The organism is Klebsiella sp. HMSC09D12, from assembly GCF_001808475.1.
GTDB classification, from domain to species: Bacteria; Pseudomonadota; Gammaproteobacteria; order Enterobacterales; family Enterobacteriaceae; genus Klebsiella; species Klebsiella oxytoca.
Genome location: NZ_KV793434.1, coordinates 43,637 through 43,985, shown reverse-complemented (window position 1 = coordinate 43,985; position 349 = coordinate 43,637). Strand labels below are relative to the sequence as shown.

The window sequence follows — 349 nt, the reverse complement described above, 5'->3', positions numbered from 1 at the left end:
TTTGCCGCCGGTTTGACCTCTTCAGCCTGCGGCACCGGCTCGAACGCCGCCGGGTTATTGCGATTCTCCAGGAACTTCAGGCCGGGTTGCGGGAACAGCGCCACGGTGAGCACGTCATCGATGGCGTTCTCCGCCAGAACGATGCCCTTCTCCTGCGCCTGACGCTTCACGTCGGCTTCCAGAGCAGCCAGCTCCGGTTTGAGTAAATCCGCCGGGCGGCAGGTGATGGCTTCTGCCCCTTCCAGCACGCGGGCCTGCAATGCCGCATTCACCGGCACCGGGGTGTGGCCGTATTCGCCCTTCAGAATGCCGGCAGTCTCCTTCGCGATGGTTTTGTAGCGCTCGCCGG

Annotated in this window: 1 pseudogene; it reads right to left on the bottom strand. The window is 64.2% G+C overall.

Annotated elements, in window-relative coordinates:
• Window positions 1-349: pseudogene (locus HMPREF3178_RS31615) on the bottom strand (oxaloacetate decarboxylase); the annotation flags it as partial.